The organism is Methylovulum psychrotolerans (assembly GCF_002923755.1).
In the GTDB taxonomy this organism is placed as follows: domain Bacteria; phylum Pseudomonadota; class Gammaproteobacteria; order Methylococcales; family Methylomonadaceae; genus Methylovulum; species Methylovulum psychrotolerans.
This window is the reverse complement of the sequence record NZ_PGFZ01000008.1, coordinates 99,990-120,754: the sequence shown is the minus strand read 5'-3', so window position 1 is coordinate 120,754 and position 20,765 is coordinate 99,990. Positions and strand designations below refer to the sequence as shown.

15 protein-coding genes are annotated in these 20,765 nt (G+C 52.6%); 8 read left to right on the top strand and 7 right to left on the bottom strand.

The genetic code is table 11. From position 1 onward, the window contains the following. Positions 1-115 precede the first annotated feature (115 nt). Entirely contained in the window at positions 116-1,339 is a 1,224-nt protein-coding gene (gene glgC, locus AADEFJLK_RS16570; protein WP_103975006.1) for a glucose-1-phosphate adenylyltransferase, read from the top strand. 56 nt (positions 1,340-1,395) lie between these two features. Here the strand turns inward: glgC and AADEFJLK_RS16565 are convergent, their stop codons facing one another. The 3 genes from AADEFJLK_RS16565 to sucC all read right to left on the bottom strand — a co-directional run bounded on the left by AADEFJLK_RS16565 (position 1,396) and on the right by sucC (position 5,216). Further along, positions 1,396-2,988, bottom strand: coding sequence for a SulP family inorganic anion transporter (locus AADEFJLK_RS16565; protein ID WP_103975005.1), 1,593 nt, complete (start codon positions 2,986-2,988; stop codon positions 1,396-1,398). Between the two features lie 198 nt (positions 2,989-3,186). Next, positions 3,187-4,053 carry a succinate--CoA ligase subunit alpha gene (sucD, locus tag AADEFJLK_RS16560; protein ID WP_088620436.1) on the bottom strand — a complete coding sequence of 289 codons (867 nt, stop codon included), beginning with the start codon at positions 4,051-4,053 and terminating at the stop codon, positions 3,187-3,189. After that, positions 4,050-5,216 (bottom strand): ADP-forming succinate--CoA ligase subunit beta, encoded by a 1,167-nt coding sequence (gene sucC, locus AADEFJLK_RS16555; protein WP_103975004.1) that lies wholly within the window; start codon positions 5,214-5,216, stop codon positions 4,050-4,052. The genes sucD and sucC overlap by 4 nt, the downstream gene beginning before the upstream one ends. Positions 5,217-5,384: 168 nt before the next feature. On the opposite strand from sucC, the gene AADEFJLK_RS16550 reads away from it, so the two are divergent. Together AADEFJLK_RS16550 and AADEFJLK_RS16545 are read left to right on the top strand one after the other, a co-directional pair. Further along, entirely contained in the window at positions 5,385-7,013 is a 1,629-nt protein-coding gene (locus tag AADEFJLK_RS16550) for a sensor histidine kinase (protein ID WP_103975003.1), read from the top strand. Continuing rightward, positions 7,010-8,344 (top strand): sigma-54-dependent transcriptional regulator, encoded by a 1,335-nt coding sequence (locus AADEFJLK_RS16545; protein ID WP_103975002.1) that lies wholly within the window; start codon positions 7,010-7,012, stop codon positions 8,342-8,344. Before AADEFJLK_RS16550 ends, AADEFJLK_RS16545 begins: the two co-directional genes overlap by 4 nt. 112 nt (positions 8,345-8,456) lie before the next feature. Here the strand turns inward: AADEFJLK_RS16545 and AADEFJLK_RS16540 are convergent, their stop codons facing one another. Both AADEFJLK_RS16540 and AADEFJLK_RS16535 read right to left on the bottom strand, forming a co-directional pair. After that, the gene (locus AADEFJLK_RS16540) at positions 8,457-9,737 is read right to left on the bottom strand and encodes a hypothetical protein (protein ID WP_103975001.1); all 1,281 of its coding nucleotides are present in this window, start codon (positions 9,735-9,737) and stop codon (positions 8,457-8,459) included. Positions 9,738-10,309: 572 nt separating this feature from the next. Continuing rightward, a complete protein-coding gene (locus tag AADEFJLK_RS16535; protein WP_088620431.1) occupies positions 10,310-10,852 on the bottom strand; it encodes a hypothetical protein in 543 nt (180 codons plus the stop codon). Positions 10,853-11,247: 395 nt separating this feature from the next. Between AADEFJLK_RS16535 and AADEFJLK_RS16530 the strand changes: the two genes are divergently transcribed. The 4 genes from AADEFJLK_RS16530 to AADEFJLK_RS16515 all read left to right on the top strand — a co-directional run bounded on the left by AADEFJLK_RS16530 (position 11,248) and on the right by AADEFJLK_RS16515 (position 14,440). Further along, positions 11,248-12,654, top strand: a complete 1,407-nt coding sequence (locus tag AADEFJLK_RS16530; RefSeq protein WP_088620430.1) for a hypothetical protein — start codon at positions 11,248-11,250, stop codon at positions 12,652-12,654. 115 nt (positions 12,655-12,769) lie between these two features. Continuing rightward, positions 12,770-13,384 carry a DUF3782 domain-containing protein gene (locus AADEFJLK_RS16525; RefSeq protein ID WP_088620429.1) on the top strand — a complete coding sequence of 205 codons (615 nt, stop codon included), beginning with the start codon at positions 12,770-12,772 and terminating at the stop codon, positions 13,382-13,384. A 10-nt stretch (positions 13,385-13,394) separates the two neighbouring features. Then, positions 13,395-13,934: an FMN-binding protein gene (locus tag AADEFJLK_RS16520; protein WP_088620428.1), complete on the top strand. Its 540-nt coding sequence runs from the start codon at positions 13,395-13,397 to the stop codon at positions 13,932-13,934. After that, positions 13,934-14,440, top strand: coding sequence for a hypothetical protein (locus AADEFJLK_RS16515; protein WP_088620427.1), 507 nt, complete (start codon positions 13,934-13,936; stop codon positions 14,438-14,440). The genes AADEFJLK_RS16520 and AADEFJLK_RS16515 overlap by 1 nt, the downstream gene beginning before the upstream one ends. Before the next feature lie 95 nt (positions 14,441-14,535). Here AADEFJLK_RS16515 and AADEFJLK_RS16510 read toward each other — a convergent pair whose 3' ends face one another. Beyond that, positions 14,536-14,841, bottom strand: coding sequence for a hypothetical protein (locus AADEFJLK_RS16510; protein WP_103975000.1), 306 nt, complete (start codon positions 14,839-14,841; stop codon positions 14,536-14,538). A gap of 277 nt (positions 14,842-15,118) precedes the next feature. Between AADEFJLK_RS16510 and AADEFJLK_RS16505 the strand changes: the two genes are divergently transcribed. Beyond that, positions 15,119-18,874, top strand: a complete 3,756-nt coding sequence (locus AADEFJLK_RS16505) for a calcium-translocating P-type ATPase, PMCA-type (protein ID WP_103974999.1) — start codon at positions 15,119-15,121, stop codon at positions 18,872-18,874. A 65-nt stretch (positions 18,875-18,939) separates the two neighbouring features. Here the strand turns inward: AADEFJLK_RS16505 and AADEFJLK_RS16500 are convergent, their stop codons facing one another. After that, entirely contained in the window at positions 18,940-20,562 is a 1,623-nt protein-coding gene (locus AADEFJLK_RS16500; protein ID WP_157679340.1) for a sulfatase family protein, read from the bottom strand. Positions 20,563-20,765: the final 203 nt, after the last annotated feature.

The following is a 20,765-nucleotide window of genomic DNA, read 5'->3' as shown; positions in this document are numbered from 1 at the left end:
TAGCTTTCCAAACAAGACAATCCAACACTAAAGTGCAATACTAGGTATCAATCGTTTAGAATAGCATTCTCCCTGATGTTTTAACCAACAATCCCAAATCTCTCAGAGGTGGTTTATGTTCGATAAAACTTTGTCCATCATCATGGCTGGCGGCATCGGCACAAGGCTGCATCCGCTGACCGCCGACCGTGCCAAGCCGGCCGTGCCGTTTGGCGGCAAGTACCGGATCATTGACTTCACCCTGACGAATTGCCTGCACTCCAAACTGCGGCGCGTATTGGTGCTGACCCAATACAAATCCCAATCGCTGCAAAAGCATTTGTTAGATGGCTGGGCGATTTTCAGCTCGGAAATTTCCGAATACATCATGCTGGTACCGCCTCAGATGCGTACCGGAGAATCCTGGTATGTCGGCACGGCGGATGCCATCTTCCAGAACATGTACCTTATCGAACGCAGCGACCCCCATTATGTGCTGATTTTGTCGGGCGACCACATTTATCGGATGGATTATGCGGCCATGCTGCAATTTCACCATAACCAGCAGGCAGAACTGACCGTGGCCTGTATGCAAGTGCCGCTAGCCAGTGCCAGTGCCTTTGGGGTGATGTCGGTGGATCATGACCAACGCATTAGCGAGTTTAACGAAAAGCCCCAGCAACCGCAACCCATGCCCGGCAATCCGCACAGCGCCTTGGTGTCAATGGGCATCTACGTTTTCAATAGGGAGTTGCTTTGCCATGCCTTGCAGGCCGACCACGAACTTGTTTCATCCAGCCATGATTTCGGCAAAGACATTATTCCAAAACTGATTCAAACCCATAAGGTCTGCGCTTATCGGTTCGGCGGGGAAGCCGGTCGGGTTACGCCCGACCAGTATTGGCGTGATGTCGGCACCATTGACTCCTATTACGCGGCGAATATGGATCTGCTGGACCCGGTACCGCCGATGAACTTGTATCAACCGGACTGGCCGATCCGCACTTACCACGAACAAAACCCGCCCGCAAGAATGGTCAGGGGGACTTCCGGCCACGAAGGCCAACTGGTTAACTCCCTGATTAGCAGCGGCAGCGTTATCTGTGGCGGTAACGTCCGGCATTCGATTTTGTTTCCGCAAGTCCACGTTGACGAACATGCCGTGGTGGAAGACTCCATCTTATTTTCGGGTGTGTCGGTAGGCGCGGGGGTGCAGTTAAGGCGCTGTATTGTCGATAAGAACGTGCATATTCCGCCTGGCGAGCAGATTGGCTTTGATGCCGCCGCCGATGCCGCCCGCTTCACCCGTTCGGAATCCGGCATCACTGTCATTCCGAAGGGCTACCGCTTTATACCGTAAATCCCGCCCTCACCCAGCGCGGCGTTGGCGGCGACCCAGCCTTAAGCCGCCCTTTGTCATCGCCTATCATCCGCCGTCATTAACCGTGCCGCCAGCGCGTGGTCTGAAAACGTCTCCAAAGCCTTGCCGACCATTTGGCAATGTCCGCCTTGCGCTTCATAGCTTCGGCTAAATTCATCAATAAATTCCATAACGGTATGGTCTATCAGGTAGCCGTCGGTAAAGTCAAAAATAATCGTCTTACCGCTTTCCAATTCTGTGAGGGCTTTTTTTAAGGGTAAGAAGTTTGAAAATAAGGCCGAACCTAACAGCTTGACGACCAAAGCAGGGCCATCTTGGCGAATCGTAAAATGGATCTTAAACAAATTGTTAAACCAAACGCCGCGTAGCCGATTAATCGCCAGCTTCGCCAGAATACCCAAGGCGACCCCCGCCAATAAATCGACTGCCAGCACACCGATAATAGTGATAATAAACAGGAAAAACTGTTCTTTACCGATATTCAAAACTTTAAAGAAGGTTTTGGGCGACGCCAACCGATAACCGGCATAGACCAATAATACGGCTAATGCAGCAAGCGGGATACTATTGATGAAGCTGGGGAAAAGCAGCACAAATAACAGCAATAACAGGCCATGAAAGCCATTAGACCAAGCGGTTTTCGCCCCGCTATTGATATTTTCCGAACTACGGACAATCTCAGCAATCATCGGTAAGCCGCCTATTAATCCGGCCACGATATTACCGATGCCGACCGCCGTTAAATCCCGGTTGAAATCAGAAGAACGCTGATAAGGGTCAAGTTTATCGACCGCCGCCGCACTGAGCAAGGTTTCAAGGCTACCAACCAAACTGATGCTGAGCACCGCCTCCCAAAAAGCGATACTGAACAGCTTGGAAAAATCGGGAAAATAAAAATCGGCGGCAAAATTATCGGCAATCGTCACCAAAAACGGCCCACCACTAACCGCCGTCTTTTGCGCCAAGCCAAAATGCCAAGCAAAAATCATCCCCACCAAGACCACCAGCACCGCCGCCGGAATCCGGCTGCCAATTAATGGCCAAATAGCCAATACCAACAAGCCTAAGATGCTGATAAGGACAATCTCTGGTTTTAAATTCAATAGACTATGCGGAATTTGCAAGATAACCGAAACTAAACTGCCGGACTCTGGGGTAACGCCCAGCAAAACGTGGCTTTGGGTAGCAATAACAATAATCCCAATCGCCGCTAACATGCCATGCACTACCGATGCCGGAAAAAAGGCGCTGAACCGCCCCATTTTCAGCACCCCCATCATGACTTGAAGGCAACTGGCCACCACAATGGCCGCTAAGGTATAACGGTATCCCGCCATAGCGTCGCCTTCACCTAACGCCTGTACCGCCGCCAATATCACGACAATTAACCCTGCCGCCGGGCCGTTAATGGTCAGAAAAGAACCGTTAATGCGCGATACCAGCAACCCGCCGACAATAGCGGAAATAATTCCTGCCGACGGCGGAAAACCGGAGGCTATCGACACCCCCAAGCATAGCGGCAAAGCAATAAGAAAGACCAAAAATCCGGCGGACAAATCACTACGCCAGTTTTCTTTTAAACCGGCCAAGCCGATTTTAGGTAGCGTTGGCACGGAAGGTTTATTCATACAATTCCTAATTGATTAAAACAGGGCAAGAAAGGAACTCGACTTGGCGAATGCAGGCAAAAAACCATAATTAAGGAACCTAGGGTAGATGCCCACGCTCCAAAACCCAAGCGATCGGCTTTAGATTTAATATCGTCGCGGCAATGAAAAGACGCGGCTACCCGCGTCTTAGAATGTTGGCTTAACAACAAGCCTAACTTAAAAACACGCCTTCATCGCCACGCCAATATCGGTAGGCGAGCTGACCACTTCAATCCCCGCCGCCTTCAACGCGGCAATCTTACCCGCCGCTGTGCCTTTGCCGCCAGTGACTATCGCCCCGGCGTGACCCATACGCTTACCCGCCGGGGCGGTTTGTCCGGCGATATACGCCACCACAGGCTTGGTGACGTGGGCTTTGATATAGTCGGCGGCATCTTCCTCTTCGCCGCCGCCGATTTCGCCGACCATGACAATGCCTTTAGTCTGCTCATCAGCCTGAAAGCGGCTGAGGACATCGACGAAGTTCATGCCATGCACGGGGTCGCCGCCGATACCGACGCAAGTGCTTTGGCCTAGGCCTTGAGCGGTGGTCTGATGGACGGATTCATACGTTAAGGTGCCGGAGCGCGAGACGATGCCGATAGAACCCGGTAAGTGGATTTTCGCAGGCATGATGCCGATTTTGCACTGCCCTGGGGTGATGATGCCGGGGCAGTTGGGGCCGATCAGTAACGCGCCAGTACCCGCCATAGCGGCTTTAACGCGCAGCATCTGCAAAATGGGGATGCCTTCGGTAATACAGACAATCAATTGGATACCTGCGTCTACGGCCTCTAAAATCGCGTCTGCGGCGTAAAACGGCGGCACATAGATGACGCTGGCGGTCGCGCCAGTCGCGTCCACAGCGGCTTGTACGGTGTTAAAAACGGGCAAACCCAAATGAGTCTCGCCGCCGCGCTCAGGGGTTACGCCGCCGACCAGTTGCGTACCGTAATCCAAGGCTTGTTGGGAATGGAAAGTGCCTTGTTTGCCGGTAAAGCCTTGGCACAGGACTTTAGTGTCTTTATCGATTAAAATGCTCATGCGGCCTCCGCCAGTTTTACCACTTGTTCCGCCGCGTGCGCCAAGTCCTCGGCGGCATATAAATTCAGTCCGGTATTGCTTAACAACGCCCGCCCCTCTTCGACATTCGTGCCCTCCAAGCGCACCACGACAGGAACACTGACATGGATTTGTTTGATCGCTTCCAGGATGCCTTCGGCAATGACATCGCATTTGACGATACCGCCAAAAATATTGACCAACACCGCTTTAACAGTGCCATCTGACAGGATCAACTTAAAGGCTTCGCAGACCTTGGCGACCGTGGTACCGCCGCCGACATCCAAAAAGTTGGCGGGTAAGCCGCCTTTCAGCTTGACCAAGTCCATCGTCGCCATCGCCAAACCCGCGCCATTGACCATACAGCCGATATTGCCGTCTAAGGTAATATAGTTCAGGCCGAATTGTTGGGCTTCATTTTCTTTGTCGTCTTCTTGCGCCGGGTCTTTCATCGCCAAAATGTCGGGGTGCAGGGCAACGGCGTTGTCGTCAAAATTGATTTTGGCATCCAAGGCCAACAGCTCGCCAGTATCGGTTTCAATCAGTGGGTTAATTTCGATTTGGCTGGCATCTTTGGCTAAAAACAAATCATACAGGCCCTGCATAATCGCCGCCAAGGCTTTTTGCTGCCCGCCTTGCAAACCTAAGGCATAGCCGACTTTCCGGCATTGGTAGCCTTGCAAGCCGGCGGCGGGGTGGACGGGTACGGTCAGAATCAATTCTGGGGTATCATGGGCGACGGTTTCTATATCCATGCCACCTGCCGCCGACGCGATAAAAATCAACCGTTCGCTGGCACGGTCTAACACCAAGCTTAAATAAAGCTCGCGTTTGATCGGGTAGGTTTTTTCCACCAGCACTGCGCCGATGGGCAAGCCTGCGGCATCGGTTTGCTGGGTGACTAGGCGGCGGCCCAGCAAGTCACGGCTGTATTGCCCGACCGCCGCGACGCTGTTGGCCAGTTTGACACCGCCGACCTTACCGCGTCCGCCCGCATGGACTTGCGCCTTCACCACCCAAGTGCCGCCGCCCAATTGTTGCGCCACCGCTTCGGCCTGTTCCGGGGTACTGGCCGACTGGCCTTCGGGGATCGGGATATGGTAATGCTGAAACAACTGCTTGGCCTGATATTCATGGATATTCATACGTGCTCCTGACGGTTTTGGCGAAAAACGATTGGGTAATCGGCGCTATTATTATTTAGAATGGGCTTAAACAGCCTTAACCCCCTGACCGGGGCTTTAGCTGCTATGCTATAAGCTGGTGGCTATTCTAGCCAAGTCTCTATAAAACGCTATCCTTATCATAAGCAAATGGCTATAAAACCCTCTGAACGGCTATACCCCTGCCCTTTTTCCAAAGGCTATGGCATTCCGGCGCAGCAAGCCTGGGCCTTGTTAAAAGTATTCTTGATCTATCGGCTGATCTTGGCGAGCTTATTTCTCGCGCTGTTATACCAAGATGCCGATACCAGCCTACTGACCCCTTACTACCGTGACTTATATGTATACAGCAGCCAATGCTATTGGTTACTGACTTTCACGTCATTGATTTGTGTGTTCTGGCGGCTGACCCAATACACATCGCAAGCGCAATTGCTGATTTTTACCGATATTATCCTGCTCACCTTGCTGATGCACGCCTGTGGCGGCATTAAAAGCGGCTTAGGCATTTTGATCGCCATTTCCATTGCCTCAGGCGGTCTGTTAATCGGCGGCATTTGTGCCGTGCTATTTGCGGCCATGGCGAGCTTAGCGGTACTCGCTGAGCGGATTTTTACCGACCAACACCAGATCATCGACCCCAGTTCTTACACTTATACCGGCATATTGGGGGCGGCATTTTTTACTATTGCCTTATTAGCCTATATTCTTGCCAAGCGTAGTGAAGACAGCTTGCAACTGGCCGAGCAGCAGCAGGCGACCATTCTTAAGCTAGAAGACTTAAACCAGTATATTATCCAAAACTTACAATCGGGAATCATCATTGCCGACCGACGCCAGTATATCCATTCGATTAATGAGGCGGCCTTAAGGTTAACCAAACAAACCAAGCCGCCTAAGCACCTAAGCGACGTTTCCCCACATCTGGCGCGGGCGTTCCGGCACTGGCTGACCGACTCGGAAGCCAATGTCGCCGCCATCGCCATCCCCGACCAAGCCGACATCAGTAGCCGTTTTATGCTGCTGTCCGCACATTATGATAATTTTTATATGGTCATGCTAGAGGATAGTGCCCTGCATAACCAACGGGTCCAGCAAGGCAAGCTGGCTTCTTTAGGCCGCCTCACCGCCAGCATTGCCCATGAAATCCGCAATCCGCTCGGTGCCATCAGCCATGCCGGGCAATTGTTGGCGGAATCCGAGCAGTTGCCCGCTGCGGACCGTCGCCTGACCGACATTATCGTGACCCAATGCGGGCGGGTCAATGTCATTATTGAGGATATTCTGCGTTTGTCCAAACGCCATGATTCCAACCGCGAACGCATTGAATTGACCGCTTGGCTTGATCAGTATCTGCAAAATTTCACGCTCTTACATCAGGTGTGTACCGAAAATTTCCGTATCACCCATAACCAAACTCCCTTGTATGGGTTTATCGACCCCAACCATCTAAGGCAAATCATGAATAATTTATGTGAGAACGCCTTAAAGTACGGAAAACCGGAACTGGGCCACATTTTTGTCCAAAGCTTTCTCGACGAAGACTTACCTTGCATCGAAGTCATTGATAACGGCAAAGGCATTGATCAACAAAGCCTTAACCATCTTTTCGAACCTTTTTTCACGACATCGGCCAGCGGCACAGGTCTGGGTTTATACATTTCCAAAGAACTGGCGGAACTCAATCAGGCAAAATTAAGCTATCATTTAACAGATGATAATCGGAGTTGCTTTCGGCTCTGTGTACTCAATGCGGACAAAAACCTGATTGAAATATGACCAAACCACTGGCACTAATCGTAGATGATGAACCGGATATTCGGGAACTGCTCGAAATCACCCTCAACCGGATGGGCATTAACTGCCAATGCGCAGGCACACTCGCCCAAGCCGCAGCCCTACTTAGGCAATATGCGTTTGATGTTTGCCTGACCGACATGCACTTGCCGGACGGCGACGGACTGGACTTGATCGACCAGATCCAGACCTTACCCAGCCCTTTACCAATTGCGGTGATTACCGCGCACGGCAATATGGACACGGCAATTTTGGCGATGAAAAAAGGCGCTTTTGATTTTGTCTCCAAGCCGGTCGATTTGGCGGCCTTACGGCAACTCATCAAAAGCGCCCTGAAAGAATCGGGCGATGCCAGCGACAAAAAACCGCAGATGCAACAGGTTTTGCTCGGCGAATCGGCGGTCATGTGCGAGATCCGCGCCAAAATCACTAAACTGGCGCGTAGCCAAGCCCCGGTCTATATCAGCGGTGAATCCGGTTCGGGCAAAGAATTGGTCGCCCGACTGATCCATGAACAAAGCTCACGTCACGACCGGCCATTTATTGCCATTAATTGCGGAGCCATCCCTCATGAACTGATCGAAAGCGAATTTTTCGGTCATAAAAAAGGCAGTTTCACGGGAGCCGTCAGTGATAAGAAGGGGCTGTTCCAAGCGGCGGAAGGCGGCACCTTATTTTTGGATGAAGTCGCCGATTTACCTTTGTCCTTGCAAGTGAAGTTGCTACGGGCTATCCAAGAGAAAAAGATCCGCCCGGTCGGCGAATACCAAGAAATTCCCGTCGATATCCGCCTGTTAAGCGCCACCCACCGCAATTTGGCGCAAATGGTGCAAGAGGGTAGCTTCCGGCAAGATTTGTATTACCGCATCAATGTCATTGACCTGCATATCCCGCCGTTACGCGAACGCATCAGCGACATCACCTTGCTCATCGCCCATATTTTAGCAAAATTGACAGGCGGCAATAATCCTAGCTTATCGTTCGCTGCCCTAGCGGCTTTGCAGCAATATGCGTTTCCGGGCAATGTCCGCGAACTGGAAAATATTTTGGAACGCTCACTGGCTTTATTCAATGGTAAAGAGATTGAAGTTGACGACCTTAATTTGCCTGTCAGTAGCCCGAACACCAACAACCCCGCCGATTATGATCCGTCTCAGGGGTCGCTGGAAGATTATTTGGAAGACATTGAGCGCAAAGCCATCGCCACCGCACTGGAAGAAAATAAATGGAACAAAACCGCCGCCGCCAAGCAGTTAGGGCTGTCTTTCCGCTCCTTCCGCTACCGTCTTAAAAAGCTGAACATGGATAACTAACCCCCTGTCAGGCGGGGCTAACGGATAGACGGGCAAAAGACCATGGCAGGCAATCCGGCCTGCCCGGCCAAATTGCAAAAACACCTAACCATCCCAAATGTGGGTTAATGGGCTAGGCATTTGCGTCATAAGCTTGGTTTAGGCAATAGCCAGCCATCTTATGGTAACGCGCAAAGGCCGTCACCATGTCTTCGGTTATGATCAGATGGAAAAGGGCGGCAAAACCTTTGGTCGTGGGCTCAAAAGAGCTGCCGCACTCCACCATGCCATCGGCATCCACGAAAGGGATAAGGCTTAATGGCTTGACCTCATAAGGGGCAAAGGCTTGCTCAATCTGCCGGACTCGGCCATCGGGATGTTTCGGCAAAAACTGCTGCCGATACTCAGGACGCTGAGCCACTATTTCCCGCGCCCACTGGTCCCAAAAAATAACGCACAGAGACCCGCCAGAGGACAAGCGTTGAAGGTTAGCCTTTTCTTCAGCGATTTTAGCGTGAATCTGCACCTGATCCTCGTCCTGGAAATGTAAGCCGGAAAGATAAACCACAACATCATAAGAATCCTCTACCGTTTTACAGGTTTTTACCTCATTGACCGCCCATTGGGCGGGTAGCTTAAAATAATCGGTGCGCACTGCTTTTAACAAAGTTTTAAAGGCTATCGAAGCACCGGTAATATTTACCTTATAGCGCTCAGCTCCGCTTGGGAACAACAGATGGCCCCAACTTGCAAAATCGGCGTAGACGGATTGGTAAGCCGCCACAGCCCGCTGCCCTGCCAGCAAACGGTAAATAAAAGCATAGCCTTTGCTGGTGCAATGGCCGTTACCGTCAAGAAAATAACTGTCTATCGGCAATGCGGTTAAGCCTGTGGTATCGATGGCAGTGCTACCGAACGGAGCGATCAGCTCGGCCAAATTCCAAACCGGATGGCGATAATTGCCCCGCCCGCCATAGCGCCCAGTTTCTAGGTTATAGTATTCACGGAATGTCGATGACCAAAACAAGATACGCAATTTTGACCCTAATCGGGCGGACAATTGCTGTAAATAAGACAGCGTGAGACCCAACATGATTTTGTCGTTTGCGTCGCTGATCAAGTCTTTATCAATATAAAGGAAGCTTCCCGATGTCGCTCCGGTGCGGATAAATTCCCCGTCCGTTAAGATTTTATTGCCAAACCTTAAATCACCTAAAAATACAAAGACTTCATCAACCTGATCTTCAATAGCGGCAAGTTTGGCTTGGATATAATCCGCCCAAATCGGCATCGCACTACGGCCTATAAAGACGATGGCGGGCAATGGCTGCGGTATCTGCCGCCTTTCGATAGCCAACTCCCACCAAGTGACATGGGATGAACCAACGACGGCTATTTTTTTAGCGGCTTGCATAGGGGCGTTTACCGGATTGGCTAAGGTAGGATATTCACCGCTGCAAATTGGCTAGCCTTGACGAAAGCTTCTGGGGAACGGGTTGTGACTATAGGGGTGATGATACCAACAGTAGCATTTAATTCAATTGCAGACATATTCATAGGTTTCCTCCAACTCACTTTGTTTTATTGCCCAATACACATCAACGCAATAAAAATGCCACAATATAGTCCATGAAAAATCAATGCCTTGGTTTTTTAACAGGCTAAATCATGTTGGCTTATAAACAGAAATCGTTGCTTTGCTGTTGATTTTTCAGCACCTGCTAAAGCGTGTACAGACAAGGACTGTTGGCGGGGTGGTGGTTAGAAAAACAGGGGAGGAATACCACATGGTAAAAGCGGGCCAAGGATCATCACCCGTTGTTGGGAAAAACCCAATGCAGATAGGGCGGGCAGGTGCCTCTGCCCGGCATTTTGGCACAACCGCCAGATTTCAATATCTCCGCCTTAAGCACAGGCAGATACAGCAAACTCAGCGGTTTGTAGATAAGCTATCCCCTACCCATTACCGAGCCCACACTTATCGCTTTAGGCCTGATATTTAGCCATTGCCGCCAATTCCAGTAACGCGGTTTTTATGGCCGCCTCCGCCGCCGTATCCAGCTCGTTGTTCTTATATATCTTAGTTAATAGGCCTTCGGCCACCAAGGCCTCTTTAATCCAACGCTTGGTGAAGCGGTAATTGTTGGTCACGGTCGCCACCTCCCCTGTCTTCGGATTGCGGACACTGCCTTTGGCTGCTACGGTATGCGCCGCAGTGGGGACAGGCTCGGCAGCTACACGCTTAGCGGCAACTGGAGGGGCTTTGGCGATAGTGACGGCAGGTTCTGCGGCGGAGGGGTTAACGGCAACAGCGGCCGCAGGCTCGGCGGACACTGGTGCGTCGGCGGGTTGAGCAGAAGCCAGGGCACTAGTAGCCTTGGCAGCGGGAGCGGCTTTAGCGACTGGCGGCTCGGCAGGGCTGGCGGGGGGCGGTACGGGTGACGGCGCTGCCGTCTTTTGTCCGTCAGCGATGCTATAGATGACGTAGGCCACAAAAATAGTGGTGAATATAAACAGTATTTCAGTCATAACGACTTTCCTCTTCAGTAGTTTTTATTATTATTTTGGCAAATCATAACCTTATCAGTTTTGCCCATCGGCCTAAACGGCCTATCGGCAGTGCAGCCCATCATGCCCTGATGCCAGCTCCACCCCAAATACCGCGCCGCCCCCTCTTATTAGACTGGCTACGGCTATAGCGTCATGACGCTATAGGTCTGAATATACCAGAAGCGGGCGTTCTAGTTAACCATTATAAGCCGTAATCTTACAGAAAATCATCGTTTTGCCGCCATAGCAGCGCGATAGCGGGCAGCCAATATCCGCTTGGACAGATTATAAAAATTCAAATAAGAATCATTTGCATCATTGCAACTATTTACACTATAATCAAACCAGACTTAAATTATGCAAAGGGCCTAACAATGAAATTAAAACAGACACTATTAGTGACCGCATTGGCCGGGCTAAGCACCGCTGCCAACGCCTTGGACAAACCCAAAACGATGGAGCAAATGTGGAAAATCATCGAGGCGCAACAGCAAGAAATTGAGGCGATGAAAGCCAAGATGAACGCCGCCACCCCTGCCAGCCAAGCTGTTCCTGCCAGCAGCCCCGCACCGAGTACCAGTACGGTGCAACAACTGGAACGCAAAACCAATGTGCTGAGTCAAGAAGTGGAAAAATTGCGCACCAACTTAGTGATACCCGATGAAGTCAAATACAAAAGCGCCTATGGCTTAGGCCCTGCGGCTTCTAAGGTTTACCAAGTCGGCAAAGGCTTGTCGATAGGCGGTTATGGCGAAGCCATTTACCAAAATTATGTCAATGACCGTAATCCAGACACCAAAAACAATGCCGATTTGGAACGGATGGTCTTGTATGCGGGTTATAAGTTCACCGACCGCATTTTATTTAACAGCGAAATTGAATTCGAACACGCTTCCAGCGGCGAAGGCTCTGAACTAAAGGGCGAAGTCGGCGTAGAATTTGCCGCCCTCGACTTTTTCATTGATCCGTTGGCGAACGTCCGTGCCGGTTTGGTGCTGATGCCAATGGGCTTTATCAACCAAATCCATGAGCCGCCGTTCTTCTTCGGTAACCACCGCCCCGAAGTCGAGCAACGCATCATCCCCAGCACTTGGCGGGAAATGGGCGTGGGTTTGTTTGGGCAAATCACGCCGAATTTGACCTACACCACTTATCTGGTCAACGGCTTGGATGCCAGCGGCTTTAGCTCGGCCGGGATTGCTGAAGGGCGCGGCGGCGGTAGCCAAGCCAAAGCGGAAGATGTCGGCTATGTCGGGCGCATGGATTATACGCCGGGCTATTTGCCGGGCGTGACCTTGGGCGGCTCGCTGTTTGTCGGTAACTCCGGGCAAAACTTAAGCTATGCCGGACAACGCGCCGATGTCTTCACCCAACTCTATGAAGGCCATGTCCAATGGAAATACCGGGGCTTAGAATTCCGTACCCTTGGCTCATGGGGACACATCGGCAATGCCGATTTACTAAGCAAAGCCGCCGGGCAAACTATCGGTTCAGAAAATTACGGCTGGTACACTGAGCTAGGTTATGACATTTTGCCGTTGTTCAGGGCGGATACCCTCCAGTATCTCGCGCCGTTTTTCAGGTATGAGCGTTTGGACACCATCGCCAGCGCCCCCACCGGCTATGCCGACGATCCTAGCCAAGACCTGCGCATTTACCAGTTCGGCCTGCAATATAAGCCTATCCCGAATGTCGTTATCAAAGCCGATTACCGTAATTTCCACGCCAAACAAGGTTTGGCACCGGATGACTTTAACTTAGGCTTTGGCTTTATCTTTTAATCGCCTGACGTAGACGCAAATGGGAACCGGAGGAATAGGCGCGGATAACTGCACAGAACGGCCTTGTGTTTGTTAGAATAGCTGACCTATTCCTCTTTATTGGCGGGAAGACCCCATGACTGACGATGAATTAAAACAACTGGTTGCCAGCTTGGCTATCGCCCAGCGGGAAACCGCCAAACAATTCCAGGAAACGGACAGACGCTTCCAAGAAACCGACCAGCAGCTCAAAGAACTGGGGCGGCAAGCGGATAAGCGGACCAAAGAAACCGATAAGCAGCTCAAAGAACTGGGCAAGCAAATCGGCGGCTTGGGCAAAAAATTCGGCAGTTTCACCGAAGGCCTAGCTTTGCCGTCAATGACCAAAATCCTCAGGCAACGCTTTAACATGGAGGTGGTCAGCCCCAGTGTGCGGGTCAGCAAGAACGGTGTGGAACTGGAGATCGACGTGTTGGCCTACGCCAACAGCCAGATTAACGCCGCCTACGTCGTCGAGGTCAAAAGCCATTTGCGCGAAGAGGCCATTAGCCAATTGCAGAACACCTTAAGCAAATTTAAAAGCCTGTTCCCGGAGCATAAGGACAAAACAGTATATGGTATTATCGCCGCCGTCGATATGACCGAAGCCCTTAAGCAGCGCGTCCTCAACGCCGGATTTTACGTCGCCCGCATCCATGACGACACGTTCAGCCTGGAAACCCCCGCCGACTTTACCGCCACACCTTTTTAAGCCAGCCACTATGAAACGCCTTATCCTTAGTTTAGCCTTATTGCTTACCCTATCTGCCTTACCCAGCTTTGCAACCATTTTCTACAGCAAAAATGAAGCAATGGAACTGGTCTTTGGCAAAAACGCCACGGTCGAAAACTTAGCGTTGTTTCCTGATGACAAAGAGACTGCCGCTATCCAAGCCCTCACCAAAGCCCCGTTGGAATCCGGCATGTTCACTTTTTATGTCGGCAAAGATAAGGACACGATAATCGCCTACGCCGCCATTGAAACCAGTAATGTCCGCACCAAACCGGAAACCCTGATGATCGTCCTGACCCCGCAAGGCGAATTAAGCAATGTCTACACCCTGGCTTTCCATGAACCGCCCGAATACCTGCCGTCCGCGCACTGGTACGAGAAACTGTATAAACGCCCCTTGGCAGACATGGAATTAAGCAAAGGCGTAGACGGCATTTCCGGCGCGACCCTCAGTACCCGCTCGGCCTTGACCAGCATCCGTAAGGTGATGGCCTTCCACCAGATCATGATCCAACATAAAGGCCTCTGATGCGCTACTTTGTCACTGGCGAACAACAGCGTAAAGCCTTGCTGAATGCCCTAGTCCTGATGTTTTTAGGCTATATTGTCCTGCTCTGGCTCAGCAACGGCCTGATGTACTTCCACCGTATGGACTTAACCCCCGGCTCGGTGGTCGGCTATTATCTCGGTTCGGAAGAACAGTTCACCCAACCGCGCAGCTACCAAGGCATGTTGGAAGTCTCGCATTTCCACCTGTTTTCTATGGGGATGCTGGTGCTGACCTTGACCCATCTGATGCTTATGACCGAGTTCTCGGTGCGCCTGAAAATCTGGCTCAGCAGCCTGACTTATCTCTCCGCCGTCGCCGACGAAGCGGGCGGTTGGCTGGTGCGCTTCGTCCATCCCCTGTTCGCCTATTTTAAAATTGCGGCGTTTGTGTTGCTGGAATTGTCTTTAGCGACCTTATTAGTCGTAGTGATCGTCTCGCTGATACGCGCCAGACGGCGCATACGGCCAGTGGACGACGTTAGCTGATAAAGCCTAGGAGCGCGGGCATCTTGCCCGCAAAGGCTGCGGGCAAGATGCCCGCGCTCCCAAAAATGGGCTTGGCCGTTTTTCATGCCCAGCCCTTAGACAATCTCAAACGCAAAGACTAAGGTGATCAGTGTCATTGACACCAGCCCCAACAAGAACAGGATTTCCGCCCAGCGTTCCAAATTAGCCTCCATCCGCACGGTGCGGATCGAAGAAAAAGACAGCAAGGCACTCACCATAAACACTAAGCTATCGACAGCTAAAAACTTATCAATCAGATAACATTCCAAACCCGACTCCATACTGCCCTTAACGATACTGATAACCATGATACAAACTCCGACCATGGTCGCGGAATTGGGTAAGATGTGGTGGGAGAGGTCATTGTTGATAGGTTTCATGGCATTAACGGAAAAGAGGCAAGGACAGATGTCTGGCTGTTGTACATCCAGCCTTAGCGCATTGACCGATTATTGCAGCGGCTGTTCACTTTAAGCGGCGTTTTTCTTCGCCCTATCCGGCACAAGGCAAAAACGCCCCCTGCCATTATCAACCAGAAAGCCATCGTGACATGCCGGTTAACGGGTATAATCAGCAACAGTCAAACAGCCCATACACCGCCCTTAGCCGTCGCCTTGCCGATGCCTGCCCTTCCCCCTTATCTTGGTGTTATCCCTAATGGACAGATTCTTAGCGAAAGCCCCCCTACAAGCTTTTATGCCCCTGCTGCTGCTAATTGGCCTGATCCTACTGGCAGCTTGGGTATTAAGCGGTTTTTTCACCAGCATCATTTGGGCAGTGATTATCGCTTATATCACTTGGCCGCTCTATCGGCGGCTCCGGCAGAGGCTTAACGATAACGCCGACCTGAGTGCGGGACTGATGACCGCCGCCATCACTGGCCTTATCGCCCTGATTATCTTCTGGCTGGTGGCGATGCTGCACAATGAGGTCACTATGGCCTACCAGAGCCTCGCCGCCAATTTCAGCCAACAACCCTACCAACTGCCGCCCGCTATCAGGCACAACCCATGGTTAGGGGATTATTTACAGCCCTGGATGGACCGGCTTAACCGCGACCGTAGCGGTACGGTCGTGCAAGTGCTGAACGCGGCGCGGCAAGGCTTGGGGCAACTGGCGCAATGGCTGGGCGGAGTCGGGGAATCGTTGCTAAACTTAGGCCTAGTCTTAGTCACGGTCTTCTTTTGCTTCCGTGATGGCAATACCGTACTCCAACAAGTACGGCTCGGCCTGAAAGGCTTTCTGGGCGCTTCCCAAGCCTTGTATTGGCAAACCGCTGGCGACACCACCCGCGCGGTGGTCTACGGACTGGTGCTGGCGGCCCTAGGCCAAGGGCTTACCGCCGGGATCGGTTATGCCGTGGCGGGTGTTGAAGCCCCGGTATTGTTAGGCGTGGTGACGGCCATACTGGCGATGGTGCCGATGGGGGCGATGCTGGTCTGGGGGGCGATAGACCTGTCCCTGTTTCTCAGTGACCAATGGCTGGCCGGACTGGGCTTATTGCTGTGGGGGACGCTGGTCGTGAGCACCATTGATAACGTCATCCGCCCCTTGGTGATTAGCGGGGCAGGCAAAGTGCCATTTTTAGTGGTGATGTTTGGCGTATTTGGCGGCCTCAGCAGCTTCGGACTGGTCGGGCTGTTCTTAGGGCCAGTGGTGCTGTCGGTCTTATTGGCGGTCTGGCAAGCCTGGCTGGCGACCCAAACGGACACGGCAACTGCCCCGCCCGAAGCCAACGAACCGCCCAACACCGCTTGGCACCACTTGTCAGCCGAGGCGGTGCTGAAAGCGCAAGCAACCGACGCGCTCACTGGCTTAAGCACTCCCCAAGCCGAACAACGCCGGCATCAGCACGGTGCGAATCAATTAGCGGCCAAGCCGCCCCGCCCCGCTTGGCGCTTACTGTTGGCGCAATTTAAAAGCATCCTGATTTTGGTGCTGATAACAGCGGCGGTGCTGGCGGCCTTGATTGGCGATCTTATGGATGGCGCGGTCATTATGGGCGTGGTGATGATAAATGCCTTGCTGGGGTTTTATCAGGAATTCCAAGCCGAACAAGCCTTGGCGGCGTTAAAAAAAATGCTGACTTTACACGCTACCGTGCGCCGCGACGGCAACGTCGCGGAACTGCCCGCCGAACAACTGGTGCCGGGCGATATTGTCCTGCTGGAAGCGGGCAACAAAATCCCTGCCGATGGCCGCATCCTGCTGGCTTATAGCTTGGAAGCCGACGAATCGTCACTGACCGGCGAATCGCTGCCCGCTGCCAAACAAACCCAAGCCCTCAGCGACGCCGCCGCACCGCTCGCGGAACGCAGCACCATGCTGTATATGAACAACACCATTACGCGTGGCCGTGCCGAAATGGTCGTGACCGCTACGGGCATGGCGACCGAAATCGGTCAACTGGCGGAGCTATTAACGCGCACCGACGAGGCAGAAACACCTTTACAGCGGCAACTGGGCAGTGTCGGCAAACGTTTGGCTTTATTGGCGTTAGCGGTGGTGGCAATAGTCTTCGCGGCGGCGTTATGGCGCGGCGAGCCGCTGGCCGAGGCGGCATTCACCGCCATTGCCCTGGCGGTGGCCGCCATCCCAGAAGGCCTGCCCGCCGTAGTGACCGTCACCTTGGCCTTGGGTATGCACCGCATGGCTCAGCAACATGCCATTGTTAAACGCTTGGCGGCAGTGGAGACCTTAGGCTGCACCACTGTCATCTGCACCGACAAAACTGGTACCTTAACTGTCAACCAACTGACCGCCCGCGCGGTTTATTATCGCGGCCAATCCTACCAGGTCAGCGGCGAAGGCTACCAAGCCGCCGGGGCTATTGTGCCGGACACCGCTAGCCCCGGCACTGCCGACCTCAACGATTTATTGCTGCCCTTGGTGTTATGCAATGACAGCGACTGGCACGGCGCGGAGGTGATCGGCGATCCGTTGGAAGGCGCGTTGCTGGTACTGGCGGCGAAAGGCGGCATGAACAAGCAACAAGCGCTGGCGCAACTGCCGCGCATTGCCGAAATCCCCTTCGATGCCGAGCATAAATTTATGGCGACCTTCCACCGCAGTGCCGACGGCATCCGTGTGTTTGTCAAAGGTGCGCCGGAAGTGCTGCTGGCGCGGTGCACCTTTGTCCAAAACGCCCAAGGCGAGTCAGTCGCCCTACCGCACGAAGCCCTCTTAGCCCACAACGCCGCCTTGGCAAGCACGGGCTTAAGGGTACTGGCGGTAGCGGTCGGGCAGTTGCCCGACGGCCCCTTACCCGACACTATCCCGGCCTTGGCCGACTTGCTGCAAGCGTTGACCTTTACCGCCTTAATCGGCCTGATCGACCCGCCCAGACCGGAAGCCCGCCAAGCCATCGCCTTATGCCAACAGGCGGGCATTGCCGTAAAAATGATTACCGGCGACCAAGTCCTGACCGCGTCGGTGATTGCCCAAGAACTGGGCTTACCGGGAACGGTGCTGGAGGGTACGCAATTGGCCGCGCTGTCAGCGGAAGCCTTAGCGGCGGCAATTGACGGCATCGGCGTGTTTGCGCGGACGACCCCTGCCCAAAAAGTCCAAATCGTCAACGCCCTAAAAAAGGCCGGACACATCGTCGCCATGACCGGTGACGGGGTCAATGACGCGCCCGCCTTAAAAAGCGCCGACATCGGCATTGCCATGGGGGTGAGCGGCACCCATGTCGCCCAAGAGGCCGCCACCATGATCCTGACCGATGACAATTTTGCCAGTATCGTCAACGCCGTTAAGGAAGGCCGGGGCATTTACGATAATATGGTTAAGTTTATCCGCTTCCAACTGTCCACCAATATCGGCGCCATCCTCACCGTCCTGAGTGCCCCCTTACTGGGCATGCCCTTGCCGTTTACCGCCGTGCAATTGTTGTGGATTAACATCATCATGGACGGCCCGCCCGCCATGTCGCTGGGCGTAGACCCTCTCTCGGCACACAGCATGGAGCACCCGCCCCGCGCCAGTGCCGCGCCCATTTTATCGTGGCCGCGCTTGGGCAATTTACTGTGCTATGGTTTAACCATGGCGATAGGCACGCTGGGGATTTTATATTATGGCCTCCAAACTGGCACGGCGGCACATGCCACCACCTTAGCCTTCCATACCTTTGTCTTGTTCCAAGTCTTTAACGTCTTTAACGCCCGCACCGAACACGGCACCGCCTTTAACCGCCATTTCTTCGCCAACCGTTGGTTCTGGCTGGCCATCAGCACCGTGCTGGCGCTGCAAATCCTGATTATCCACTGGCCACCCGCACAGATGGTTTTCCATACCACCGCGTTAACGGGTGGGGATTGGCTGTTAGCGACGGGGATAGCGGGAGCGGTACTGGTGTTGGAGGAACTGCGTAAGGGCCTGTGCGGCAGGATGATAAAAATAGCAGGCAATTAGTCTGGCCACGGATTTTGGCGGGTGGGCAAGCTGCCCGCCCGCCAACCGTAACATCGGTTGAGCCGCTAGTGATGACTGCCGGGTGCCCAATTTAAAGGGATGGTATCTTGGCAAGCGACGGTTTTAAGGTCGGTATAAGGCGGGCGGTCAAACGTTCCGCCATCGCCTATGACCCGTGGGTCACCGGCTTTTTTAAGTTCAGCCAATAATTTCTCTGCTAATGACTTCTTAATATCGGCATACATCGGATCATCGGCAACATTGTTAATTTGTCCAGGGTCTTTGTGTGCATCGTACAATTCCTCAGCCGGACGTTTTGCGAACGCCCATGTAAAATAGTCTGCCGCACTGGGTATAGAGCGGTTAGTAATAATCCAGTCATAAGTAGGGCTGGGTTCACCTATATCGTGAAATACATAGGGGACATGCGCCGCAACGTAAGGGCATCCCATAGGCCAACGGTCAGGGGCAAAGTTACGGATATAAAGATATCTTGCTGTGCGTAATGCCCGCGCCGGATAAGGCAAACTATCGTCCCGTGCCTTGGCGTTATGCCGTTCTTCGCCTGTAATCGCAAATGTCCGTTGTGGGTCGACCTGTCCGCTAAGAGGCGATGTCAAAATATTGAGCAGGCTACGCCCGTCCGTTTTTGGCGGTATGGCCACACCAGCCACTTCCAGAAAAGTGGGCGCCAAATCCATCAGCGTCGTGAAATCTGTGACAACACGTCCGCCTGTACTGTGTGGGTACCACACAACCAAGGGCGTGGCGACACCAAAATCATACAAATTCCATTTCCCACGCGGGAAACCGCCCGGTCCGTTATCGCCTGTAGCGACAATTATGGTGTTATCCAATTCGCCGATCTCTTCCAGCTTTTTCAACAGCACGCCAATATACGCATCTAAGGCTTGAATCTCACCCAGATAATCGGCCATATCTTCGCGTACTTCCGGGTTATTCGGTAAATAAACCGGCAATTGGTCTTTTAAGCTGTCTGGCTCAATCCCCCATAAGGCTTTACCTGATCCTTTCACCCAAGTGCGGTGCGTGTTGGTCGGCCCGAACCAATAAAAAAAAGGCTGATCGGGTTTTCTGTCGGCTAAGAAGGCTTCAAAATTACCGCGGACTTGATCAAGCATGGTTTGTTTGGCCTTTTCAAAGGGCATACCCTTTGCTGTCCATTTCGTAACGCTTTTACTAAAACTACTTACTGACGTGCCAAAATATTGGTAGTAATGCGCTGTACCGCCAAAAGGGGCATTCCGAGGCGTACCGGGCGACCAGCCTTTGCTAGTCAAGCCAATATGGTAACCCGCATCTAACAATAACAAAGGAAAAGAAGGAATAGTAAAATCCCAAGTCCCACCGAGCACCGCGCCACCGCCCGTGTTAAAAAAATACCGCCCGGTAAAAATGGAGCTGCGCGACGGGGTACAGGAAGGCGCATTAACGTAAGCGTTTTTAAATAGCACACCATTCTGTGCGATACGGTCAACATTAGGGGTCTTGACGACATTACTGGGTAAATTACGTCCATAAATGCCGGTGTAGGCGCTAGCGTAAGGCCCTCCCCAATCGTCACCGACAATGATCACAATATTCAGCCGCTTTGCTGACCAACCCATCATGGGTGTCAGCAACAACATAACAGCCAACCCTATTTTACACATAGCTTTTTTTTTCATACAAACCCGCACTGAAGAATTGTCGTATCGGACTGAAACAGGCCGCATTGTTGGGGGGGGGGCAAACGACAATCGTAAGCCGGCACTTTAAATAGCCACACAATTTTAATGCCATATAAACCCTATATTATATATTGTTTTTATGGATATAACGTCCGGGGTTAATTCAACGCTAGGCAGGACACGGGCACACGGGCTTAGGC